This window comes from Flavitalea antarctica, from assembly GCF_054461535.1.
Window position 1 is genome coordinate 81,301 of the sequence record NZ_JBTLQG010000026.1, and the last position, 12,123, is coordinate 93,423.

The following is a 12,123-nucleotide window of genomic DNA, read 5'->3' on the forward strand; positions in this document are numbered from 1 at the left end:
TTGATTCCGTTAACAACCCAAAGCTATTATCAGCGACTTTGATTTTCCGGGTGTGATCCTGACTTGTTAGCGGGTTATTTGCGACCAGGTGGAATTCGTAAATACTTTTAAAGCGAGGCTACAAGTTCTGGTACATGTGAGTCTATTATTTGAATTCCCTCGGCAACAACATTTCATATTACATTTTTGCTGCTGCGGTAGAATTTTGGTAAATTCAATAAACGTTCGCCTGCCTGCTCAGTGATGTCCTTTATGGTTTCAGACATTACCAATTCACCATACCAAATAATACCATCCCGGAAATTACATTTGCAACCCTTCATCCTAAACGTCTAGCTATGTCAAGTTCATTAGATAGCCAGTCCGTACTCGAAACGATGAAAGCTAAGCCTGTGGTTACGCAGACAAACTCAGGTGTCAACATCTCCTATCCTTTTCCTTCGCCGGCCGACTGGCGCGATCATTGGATTTATTTCCTGCTGGTCGACCGGTTCAATAATCCTGCTGGTCCACCTGTTCCTGATATCTATCCCTGTTTACCATACCAGGGTGGAAATTTTTCAGGTATCCGGCAGCAGTTGCCTTATCTGAAAAGCCTGGGGGTAGGCGCGATATGGATCTCGCCGGTGTTAATGAACCCGCAATGGTTCAATGATTACTGGGGCGGGTATGGAACACTTGATTTTATCCGGATAGAGCCAAGATTTTGCGACGACCCGGAAGCGGCACTGACCGAACCCGGGTTAGCTGACAAACAATTCCGGGAATTGGTAGATGAAATTCATGCGCAGGGCATGTATGTTATCCTTGATATTGTACTTAACCATGCGGCAAACATTTTTAACTACGAGGGTGCGCGGGATACTGCGCCATGGAAAGAAAATGGCGAATATGATATCTTTTGGCGGGATGAGAACGGTCAGGCCCGCGGCGATTGGAAAGACATTTCAGACATTTCCACTCCACCAGCTAACGGTGTGGTATGGCCGAAAGAGTTACAGCGAAATGATTTCTTCCGGCGCAAGGGCGAAGATGGATCGCGGGGCGATTTCACCGGCATGAAAGAGCTGGTAACGGATTATCTTATTCCCGGCACTTCCATCTACCCGGTTCGCAATCACCTGATCACAGCCTATCAATACCTCATTGCTAAATTCGATCTGGATGGTTTCCGGATCGATACGCTGCAATATGTGGAGGCGGCATTTGCGCGGGTATTTGGCAACGCGATGCGTGAGTATGCGCTTTCTATAGGGAAGAAAAACTTTTTCACTTTTGGTGAAGTCTGGCAGGATGACGATGAATCAAAGATTGCAACCTTTGTCGGTCGTGATACAGAAAACCGAGATCAGTTTGTAGGGGTTGATGCTGCGATCGACTTCCCGATGAAAAAACGATTGGAGGCAGTCTGCAAGGGCTTCTCGGCACCGCGCGCTTTATCCGATCACTTTGATTATCGTTTGGAGACGCTTCGGAAGATTGTAAGCTCGCATGGGGATGCCGGCCGTCATTACGTTACTTTCCTGGATAACCATGATCAGAATTACCGGTTTCATAACCCGGCATTTCCAGAACAGACAAAGATGGCGCTGACCTGCATGATGTGTATGCAGGGAATTCCTTCTGTTTATTATGGCATGGAACAGGGTTTGACCGGCTCCGGCAGCAACCGCGAGTTTGCACGTGAAGCGATGTGGGGCAGGCCGGGTATATTCGATACAGAGGCTGACTTATATGTCTTCCTGCAGGAGTTGAGTTTGTTCAGGTCTGTCCAACCTGCCCTTCGATATGGGCGGCAATATTTCCGGCCATGCGCCGAAAATGGAGGTGCATTCAGACACTCGCCGGCTGCGGGTGGGGTGGTTGCATTTTCACGGGTGCTGAACAACCGTGAAATTGTGGTGGTGGCGAATACCAGTGTTTCGGATCCTGTGGTCGCGGATGTTTTGGTTGATAAAAATCTTCATAATCATGGTAGGCCATGGGAAATTCTTTTTCCTTTTTCCATAGCTGGCACACTTCCCGACCTGAGTGATTCGCATGGTGATCTTCGGACCATCAGGGTGCGACTGCAAAAAATGGAATTCATAGTTATAGCGGAGCAGTAATTGTAGTGGAGCAGTAGTGATAGCGACGCGATAATGATAGCGTCGCAATAATGATAGCGTCGCAGAAATTATGGCGATGTGATTAAGGAGCGAGTCCCAACAGCGGTCTTTTATGTAATGCCAGGTTCATGTTTTACATTACCCACTTTGGCTTGGCTTGATCTCAAAGCTTGAAGTCAAAACTTAATGTCCACGCTTGATGTCAAAACTTCATCTTAAAGCTTGAAGTCAGAACTTCTTCTCAAAGCTTGATGTCAAATGATTTCTTTTAGGCATAAGCTGGAATGTTCCCCTGTCAGATCTTTTTTCACCGATTTAAAAAATGACCGCTATTCCGGTCAAACTGGGAGTGTATTGGCTGAAATAGTGGTCATTTACAAAAATGACCGCTATTCCGGTCAAAAGGGGGGTATTTTGACTAAAATAGTGGTCATTATTAAAAAACGGCAAATCGAAACCGGTTAGGTACCAGCCAGTCATGAGTTGATAAGTAAAGACCAGCCATTTTGAAAATTCAGGTATCCTGATACAAATCAGCTATTCTGATATCAATTAGCTATCCGGATACAAATTGATATCATAGGAGTCGTTACCCGATATCATACTTTCGCGATATCCATACGTGTCACTGCCCGTTATCATCGATTCGCGATATCGATACGTGTCACTGCCCGTTATCATCGATTCGCGATATCGATACGTGTCACTGCCCGTTATCATCGTTTGGCGATGTCATGGTAGTCATTTGCCAATGACATACTGCAAGCCTGCATATACGTGATTCAGAAACAAGGGCTCGCTGAAGGTTTCATCAGTGTGACCCATTGCGGTATAAAAAGCCCGGCCGCCATCATAATCATGGTACCAACTCATGGGATGATTGTCGCCGTTTTTTCCTCCCTCGTATGATTTCTCATCAATCTTTATCAGGACTTTGATTGCCGGATTTATCTGCTTGAAACTGTAAAACTCATCACTGCGTTCAAACTCCGCAGGCATGCCCTTAGTCGAAGGATGGTTCTTATCAACAACATAAAACTTTCCATTCAATACGTTTTTGGGTCCAGGATGGCTCAGGAAATAAGCACCCGCCAGTTTTCCATACCATGGCCAGTCATACTCACAATCTGTGGCCGAATGAATCCCGAGGTAGCCACCTCCACCCTGTATAAACTTTTCAAACACCGCCTGCTGATCATTATTAAGCACATCACCGGTTGTGTTGAGAAACACGACAGCTTTGAAACGCTTTAGGTTATCCGCAGTAAACTGACCGGCATCCTCAGTAAACTCTACTTCAAACTTCTTTTCCCCTGCCATTTTTGTAAATGCCGCCTTACCGGCTTCGATGGACTTATGCCGGTAACCCGTGGTTTTTGAAAATACGAGTACAGAAGGTCCCGCAACAGTTGCTGATGAAGCACCCAACCCAGCTTCCGCAACAGATGAAGTTAATGTACCATTTGATTGCGAAGTCACAACTCGTGACGCAGCTGGAACGGATGACGAAGCATCCACGGCAGGCGAAGCTGGAACGGAAGTCGAAGCATCCACCGCAGGCGAAGCTACAATTGAAGAAGCTCCATTTATACTAGTGATTGCAGCCGGTTCTGACAGGGGTACGTCCGCTTTCAGCACGGTTGTTGAAAAATAGGACATCACGAGGGAAGCTCCTGCTACGATAACGGACTTGGCGAACACATTTGTTAAAGTCATGAAATGAAATATTTTAATGATGGCAAATCGCAGCTTAATTTATGACAAAGTTCGCAAAGAATTGAAATAAGAAAACTAAGTAATGATTTCAACATAAGGCGCTTTGAACATATAACTCTTTAAGATAAATAATACCGCATGAATGGGTTCGACGTGAATACTCCGACATAAAGACCTTCAACATGATGCTTCAACATAGTGCTTCCAACATAGCGCTTCAAACATGGCGCTTCCACATAGCGGTTCCACATAGCGCTTCCAACACTGTACTTCCCGGGTGAGGCTTCCAATTTAGTCCTTCCAACGCAATACTCAGATCTGGATGTATTGCACCCGGACAATACATAGCTCCCACAAAGCAACCCCCCTGGCCCTGTCTCAAAAAATGAACTCACAACTAAGATAAATAGCGATCTTATGTATCGATACGACAATCAGCCTGATCTCAGGGACGACGTATAGGTATCTAAGGATTTTCTTCGAATCATGTATAGCTAAATCCGGACGACACAACCTGTATTCAGAATGAACAGCGCCTGTATCAAAATCGCACGCATGCTGCCATGCGATACCACACAACAATTTGGAAATCAATATCTTAATCTCCGGCATAGCTTTGGCGAGCTGTTTGTAAGCCCTGTCCGGGGTCCGTTTTAATAACGCCCTGCACGAAATAAACTCATAGCTAATGATTCAAAACTATCTGAAAACAACCATCCGATTCCTTACAAGGAACAAGACCTTCAGTATCATCAATATTGCGGGACTTTCCATTGGTACGCTTTGCTGCCTCTACATTCTCCTGTACGTCAGGGAGCAATACCAGTTCGACAAACACCATCACAACGCTGATGATATTTTCAGGGTTGGCGCAGAACTAAAAAAGACCAGCGAAGGAACTGTATCGATGCGATCCTCGGTGGTAGCCCCGATAGCACCCCTGCTGAAAAAAGACTTCGAAGAAGTGCTGCAATACACGAGGGTGGTGCCGATGTTGGGTATTGACAAACACCTGTTTCGTTTCCAGGATAAATCAGTGTTCGAAAACAGAGCAGTTTATGTTGACTCTGTATTTTTTGACGTGTTCAACTATCACTTTGTTTACGGCAAAAAAGAAACCTCATTGATAGAACCTCACTCAATAGTACTGCTTCAATCTGTCGCGGAAAAAATATTTGGCAAACAGGATCCTGTTGGCAAAACCATCACGATGGAAAATGTAAATGGGAAGGATGAATTTACTGTAAAAGGAGTAGTTGATGAAAGCCTGGGTAAATCACATTTACAGGCGGATGTATTTATTACCATGAACAGTGGTGGAACCGGCGACTACGTTCTGCATACCGACAGCTGGGTAAGAAACGGCTATATTGATACCTATCTGAAACTGAGGCCAGGAACCTCCGTGGCTTCGATCGAGAAAAAGTTCCCCGCATTCGTTAACCGGTATGCGGGACAACAATTAAAAACTTCAGGTACAGAGCAGCGGCTGTTTTTGCAATCGCTTACCGACATTCATACCGACAATCAACTGGAAGGCTATAAATACTCAAAGCCGGTCAGCGCTACCTTCCTCACTTTTCTATCAGTCATAGCGATCTTAATTCAAGTAATTGCCTGCATTAATTTCATGAATCTCTCCACTGCAAGGGCATCAAAGAGAGCAAAAGAAGTGGGCGTAAGAAAAGTGATCGGGGCGGAAAAACGGCAACTGGTGCAGCAGTTTATGAGTGAATCATTCCTGATCTCGATGCTGAGTGTGATTGTAGCTATCCCCTTACTGATCATCCTCATGCCGTTCCTCAACAAAGTAACAGAAGCCAATATTTCACTGTCTTATTTGATAGATACTAAGGTAATCCTGCTGCTAATGGCAATAGTCTTTGTCACCGGGTTGTTGGCCGGAAGCTACCCGGCATTTTATCTTTCTGCTTTCAATGCCATAAAGGTGATCAAGGGAAATTTTTCAAACCATGTATCAGCAATAGGCATAAGAAAAACGTTGGTCGTATTTCAGTTTGTATTATCAATCACACTGATCATCGGAATTATCATCATGTACAGCCAGCTGAATTATTTGAAAAATAAAGATCTCGGGTTTGAAAAACAACAACGGCTGATTTTCAATTTTAATACTGATGCCGCCAGGGCTCACATTCCGGCATTCATCGATGATTTACGCAAGATTGCGGGTGTGGAGGTAGTCAGCAATGCCAGCAAATACCTGGGAAATCCATTGTTCTATTCCAACGGATTTTTTCTGAAAGGCGAAAAGGATGCCGATTCGAGAATTACAAACTTTGTTATCAGTGATGAACATTTTGTGAAAGCGAATGGCATAAAGCTCATTGCTGGCCGCGATTTCCTGCCGACCGACTCAGCAAAGGTGTTGATCAACGAGTCAATGATGAAAAAACTGAATCTTAATGCCCAGACTGCACCGGGCACTTTGATTTACGATAACCAGGATCGTGTCGAAGAGATAGTGGGTGTGATGAATGATTTCAACTATTCTTCACTCCATAAAGAAGTAAGTAATTTTCTTGTTTGGAAGCGGAAACCCCAGGATAATATCTGGCCAACCATTATAGCCAGCACGAATTCTGTCAACTATAAGGACTTATTGTCAAACATTGAAGCTGCCTGGAAAAAGAACATTCCTGAGGAACCATTTTCTTACTCGTTCCTTGACCAGGTAGTTCAGCAGCAATACGAAGCGGAGAACACCCTGTCAAGGATCATCAATTTATTCACGGCAATAGCTATTTTCATTTCCTGCCTCGGCTTGTTCGGACTTGCCGCGTTCAGTGCACAACAAAGAAGCAAGGAGATCGGTGTTCGCAAGGTGCTTGGAGCGAGTGTCACCAGCATTGCCCGATTGCTATCCATGGAATTTCTGAAACTTGTGGCGATTGCTTTTGTTATTTCAGCCCCATTGGCCTGGATAGTTGGCAACAAATGGCTGGAAGAATTTGCTTACAAGGTGGATATCAGCTGGGTAATGTTCGCAATAGCAGCATTAGTGGCGATGACGATTGCGCTTGTGACAGTCAGCTTCCAGGCCGTTAAAGCGGGAATGATTAACCCGGTCGATTCTTTGAAGACAGAATAATATCCGTTACTTAAACCTTTAAGCAAAAAGATAAATAGGCATCTGCTAAGGACGATGATAAATAAGCATCTGCCGGATCTGTTTCTTCAACCTTTGACTAAACAGAAACATTCAATGTGGATTTGTTGTCTTAATACACCGATTCTGGAAGTACTTCCGGCAATACGGCCTCCTTCCAATGGCCAGGTTATTTAAACAACACCTGCGCAAAATTGTACAGGTTATTTCGCCAAACCGGCCAGGTATGTCCACCGGGGTATTCGCTATAGGTATACTTTAAACCAAGCTCATCAAATTTCTTCATCATCACCTGGCAATTGTTATAAGCTATATCGCTTTTGCCACCCATTGAAATCCAAAGTGACTTAAGATTTTGGTTGATGGTTGCAGCGTTTGTTTTGATGAACTGGTACTGCGGGTCAGAGATCGCAGGCTGATTGGCGAACCAACCTGAACTGAATACCCCGAGACTTGAAAACATATCCGTGTTTTTTATCCCGGCATATAAAGTCTGCAAGCCACCCATGGACAAACCTGCAAGGGCACGACCAGAAGCATTCACTTCAGCCCGGAAGTTTGATTCAACGAACGGAATCACCGATGTCTTTAATTCGTTCTCAAACATGCGCAGGGTCTGTTCGCCAAATCCGGCCAGGCCACCGGAACCAAGGTTACCATCAACCATAACAATCAACATGGGCTTAGCCTTCTTTTCTGCGATCAGGTTATCCATGATCAGATCAGTTTTTCCCTGGGTGGCCCATCCTCTTTCATCTTCACCGCCACCATGCAATAAATACAGCACCGGGTATTTTTCACTCGTGTTGTCGTATCCCGGCGGCGCATAGATGTAAAACCGCCGCCATGAATTGGTAACCTTAGAATAATAACGTTTGATCCTGACATCGCCATGGGCAACATCCCTTAATGCATAATAGCCTCCGCCCGCAAAGGGAATTTCAATGCCAGCCGCCATTCTGCCCATACCATAAAAGGTTTCACTGGCGGGGTCGGCTACAGGCACACCATCTATCACCAAAGAATAATAATGAAACCCCTCGCTGATAGAATCAGTAGTTACCTGCCAGAAACCACCTGTATCTTTTGCCATCTCGTATTTTTTACCAAGATCAACCTGGATCTTCTGCGCTTCCGGTGCTTTTAGCCGGAATACGACACGGTTATCAGGCAGTATCTGCGGGTACCTTGCTGAACGTATATTGGTTGCAGCCGGCGTACCCAAAACAGTATATTTTGAGAATGATGAAACGTCGACTGGCTTAAACAACAACTGTGAGAGCATATACAAACCATTTTTCCAGACCTTGAAATCGTGCCCACCTGGCTCGATATAGTAGATATGCGGAACACCTTTTTCAAGCAAATAATCATGGGTCCGTTTGCTGAAAGAGATTAACCCATCATTATCTCCACAGGAAATCCAAAGAAGCTTCAACTTCTTTTTTGCCTCTTCTGCATCAGGCACAAGCAATTCAGGCGTTTTTGTATTTGGGGCAGATGAGAAACCACCTACCCATGCAAATTTGTCGAGGTTGCCTAAACCGAAATTCAGCGACTGCCCACCCCCCATTGACAAACCAGCGATCGCACGGTTTTCACGATCCTTCAGAACAGGAAAAGTTTTTTCAATATATGGAATCAAATCATTTAACAGATCCTTTTCAAAATTTGCAAAGGCCTGCACTTTGGCACTGTCAAACACATTGCCCACCGCGCGATCATCCTTCATCGCGCGACCGTTTGGCATCACCACTATCATGGGTGCCAGTTTTCCATCTGCATATAAATTATCCAGGATAATTTGTGGCTTACCACCATTCAGCCATTCTTTTTCATCGCCGCCAATGCCATGCAGGAGATATAAAACAGGATACTTCTTACTTTTTGAATAACCCGGTGGTGTATAAATGATAGCCCTCCGTTTGTTACCAACAGTTTTTGATTCATAGCTAATCGTGTCTATTTTTCCCCGGGCTATGCCAGCATGCAGGGAATCAAATCCCCGTGGGGCGTACTTTTCAAGGGGCTGAGCGTTGACTGCAACACAGAGAGCCAGCAAAACAGGGATGACTATTGTTAACTTTTTCATATTCATATTTATCAGCGTATTTATGTTGATAGACGTTTATTGGGTATATCGCTTAACCGGTGAGGTTACATTCGTATTTAAACTATTACCGGTCCTTAAACACCTGCTGCAAGGTATTTGCAAGAAATAATTTGCAGTTCATCCAGGTGTGACCCCCGGGTACAATCAATGTGTCCAGCACAATCTTTTTTTCTTTAAACATAGCGATGTTTTGTTTGACACTCTCATACAAAAAGTCTTCTGTACCAACGCTGATATTGAAAACCTTCAGTTGTTTGTTGATAGCAGTTGCATCGGGCGACCAGTTGCTAAAGTTCTTCTTAAACTCTTCCGTTGCCGTATAAGGTGCATAAGAATAGATGTAAGAAAACTTATCAGTGTTGGTGAGCCCGATATTAAGCGACTGTCCACCACCAACAGAAAAACCCGCAATGGCTCTATGCCTGCTATCTGTAGAAACCGTATAATTTTTCTCTATAAATGGAATAATGTCTTTGATCACATCATTGGTAAAGTCGGGCATCGGTGCAGGCCTTACATTTCCATAAGGCATAACAATGATCATGTTTTTTGCCTTGCCCTGCGCGATCAGGTTATCTGCAATAAAGTTGGCAAATCCAACTTTCGTCCAGGTTTCTTCCGTGTCTGATCCGCCATGAATAAGATAGAGCACGGGGTACCTGACTTTGCCATTCGGGTTGTACCCGGGAGGTGTATAAACTATCAGCCTGCGGGTTTTGCCCAATGAACTCGATGTATAATAACGATAGCTGAGTTTTCCATGTGGCACATTTTGTAACGAATGAACCAATGGCGTCTCTCCCGGCACATTCACTATACTGCGTTTGAATCGTTCATTGGCAAAAATGTAAGTATTATTTGGATCAGCAATTGAAACACTATCGACCATAAAACTATAAGGATAGATATCCGGTTTTATTGGTCCGACTGTAACACTCCACACACCCGATGTATCTTTTTGCATTGGTTTCGCGGCGGATAAGAACTCTCCGTTTACTGCAACCTTTTGTGCGTTTCTCGAATAATATCGAAAGGTCACCGTGTTGTCGGCATGTACCTCGGGCGAATTAATCAACGGTGGTCGTTGCGCATGCAAGAAACCAGGCAACAATAGAATGATGGCGAGCAGATATACAATACGTGTCATGATGGATATGTTCGTTTTTCTAACTGGCAATGATGGTAGTTCCATTGATGACTGATCATTTAAAAATCAACTGTGCTGTTTCCGCGAAATAGGTTTTTACATTCATCCATGTGTGACCTCCGGGGGTCACCAGGCTTTTGAAGTTTACGTTCTTCGCTTTTAAGAAGTCCATAAACTCAACAGTCTGCTTGTACAGAAAATCTTCATTACCTACGCTGACCCACAATAATTTCAGATTTTTATTTGTTAGCGCTGGTTTCTCATAAATATCCCGGAAACCGGTTTCCATTTCCGGTGTTGACAGATACGCACTATAGCAGCATATCCAGGCAAACTTATCCATATTACCAAAACCTGCCCTCAGCGTTTGACCGCCACCCCTTGAAAAACCTCCAATAGCACGGCCAGCGGAACTATTAATGGTTCTGTAATTCCTCTCTATATAGGGCAATATTTTAGTTACCAGGTCTGTTTCAAACATCTTCGAACGGTTGAGTGCGTCGGTGCCTTCGCGTGAAATTGGATCACCTGGTTTTGGTTCGCCTTTTTGTTCGGCGATTTTTGCTGCGGTGTTACCATAAGGCATCACAACTATCATTGGCTTTGCTTTACCCTCCGCAATAAGATTATCAAGGATGAAATTGATTCGTCCCACTTTGTAAAATGTTTCCTCGGTATCGGTTGTACCGCTGATCAGGTAAAATACCGGGTACTTCTGAGCCGCGTTTTTATCATAACCGGGCGGGGTATACACTACTAACGAACCGGTAGTGTTTTCAAGCGATGGATAATATTCATAACTCACTGTGCCATGAGGAACATCCTTCGATGCATGAATCAACGGTGTCTCGCCAGGTATATCAACAAGGCTGGCTTTGAATCTTTCATTTGGAAAAAAATCAACATTTGCCGGATCCATAACGGTGATATTATCTACAACAAAACTATACGGATAAATATCGGGCTTAACCGGTCCGACCTTAACGCTCCAGACACCGGACGAGTCTTTGGTCATGGGCTGTTGCGTTTTTTCAAACTGGGCACTTAGTTTTACTTCCCGGGCCGATGGAGCCAGGTAACGGAACGTTACTGTTTTATCCGGATGAATCTCGGGCGAAATCACCAATGGTCCCCTTGGTGGCTGAGCGATCCCGATTGATGAGCTCAAAATCAACATCGCGGAAATCCATATTGCGAATCGTCTCTTTGTTTGCATATGTCAAATGTTTATCGTCACCTGTTTTTATAACCAGCTTATCTTACTTATCATTACCTATCTATTATTAGCCGCCTATTATCACCTACTTATCGTTACCTGTCTATAATTACCGGCCTATTGTGCATGGTTAGGACGTGCTTACCTACTTAACATTACTTTTTGATCATTACCAATCCCGCGTTGAAAAACGCTACTTAAAAAGCTTCTCTGAGATAGTCGCGAGATAAAGTTTGCAATTCATCCAGGTATGTCCGCCATCTGAAATGAATGTTTCATGTTTAATTTTCTTTTCTTCCAGCACCTTCAGATAATCTGCAACAATATTGTATAGCATATCCTCTTTGCCAACCCCGATCCAGAACAATTTCAATTGCTTGTTCGTGGCCGACGGGTTTGCAAAGGCAACCGCATTATTGCGGTCGAATTCTTCTTTCAGCATCCCTGGGGCGAAGCCGCAAACCCATCCAAATAAAGTTGGATTATTCAGGCCGAGATATAACGTTTCACCACCCCCGCCTGAAAAACCTGCAATGGCACGGCTGTCTTTATCTTTTTTTACGCGATAATTGTTTTCAACAAAAGGCATCAGGTGGTTGAGAAAATCTTTAGAAAACTCCTGCAGGTTGTCCCAGTTTCTAAGGCTACCTGATGATTTGCTGATTTTCGGATACGCACGGCCATAGGGCATCA

Annotated in this window: 7 protein-coding genes; 2 read left to right on the top strand and 5 right to left on the bottom strand. The window is 44.2% G+C overall.

Features of this window, described 5'->3' with window-relative positions:
* Positions 1-338 precede the first annotated feature (338 nt).
* The gene (locus ACX0G7_RS19715; RefSeq protein ID WP_458925242.1) at positions 339-2,108 is read left to right on the top strand and encodes an alpha-amylase family glycosyl hydrolase; all 1,770 of its coding nucleotides are present in this window, start codon (positions 339-341) and stop codon (positions 2,106-2,108) included.
* A 741-nt stretch (positions 2,109-2,849) separates the two neighbouring features.
* Here the strand turns inward: ACX0G7_RS19715 and ACX0G7_RS19720 are convergent.
* Positions 2,850-3,824 (bottom strand): ThuA domain-containing protein, encoded by a 975-nt coding sequence (locus ACX0G7_RS19720; protein WP_458925243.1) that lies wholly within the window; start codon positions 3,822-3,824, stop codon positions 2,850-2,852.
* A gap of 688 nt (positions 3,825-4,512) precedes the next feature.
* On the opposite strand from ACX0G7_RS19720, the gene ACX0G7_RS19725 reads away from it, so the two are divergent.
* Complete coding sequence (locus ACX0G7_RS19725; RefSeq protein ID WP_458925244.1) at positions 4,513-6,936, top strand: ABC transporter permease; 2,424 nt, start codon at positions 4,513-4,515, stop codon at positions 6,934-6,936.
* A gap of 187 nt (positions 6,937-7,123) precedes the next feature.
* On the opposite strand, the gene ACX0G7_RS19730 is transcribed toward ACX0G7_RS19725, so the two are convergent.
* The 4 genes from ACX0G7_RS19730 to ACX0G7_RS19745 all read right to left on the bottom strand — a co-directional run.
* Positions 7,124-9,046, bottom strand: a complete 1,923-nt coding sequence (locus ACX0G7_RS19730; protein ID WP_458925245.1) for an alpha/beta hydrolase-fold protein — start codon at positions 9,044-9,046, stop codon at positions 7,124-7,126.
* An 85-nt stretch (positions 9,047-9,131) separates the two neighbouring features.
* Positions 9,132-10,214, bottom strand: a complete 1,083-nt coding sequence (locus ACX0G7_RS19735) for an esterase (RefSeq protein ID WP_458925246.1) — start codon at positions 10,212-10,214, stop codon at positions 9,132-9,134.
* A gap of 55 nt (positions 10,215-10,269) precedes the next feature.
* A complete protein-coding gene (locus tag ACX0G7_RS19740; protein ID WP_458925247.1) occupies positions 10,270-11,430 on the bottom strand; it encodes an alpha/beta hydrolase-fold protein in 1,161 nt (386 codons plus the stop codon).
* Positions 11,431-11,623: 193 nt separating this feature from the next.
* On the bottom strand, positions 11,624-12,123 hold a 500-nt coding region (locus tag ACX0G7_RS19745), incomplete at its 5' end, for an alpha/beta hydrolase (protein WP_458925248.1).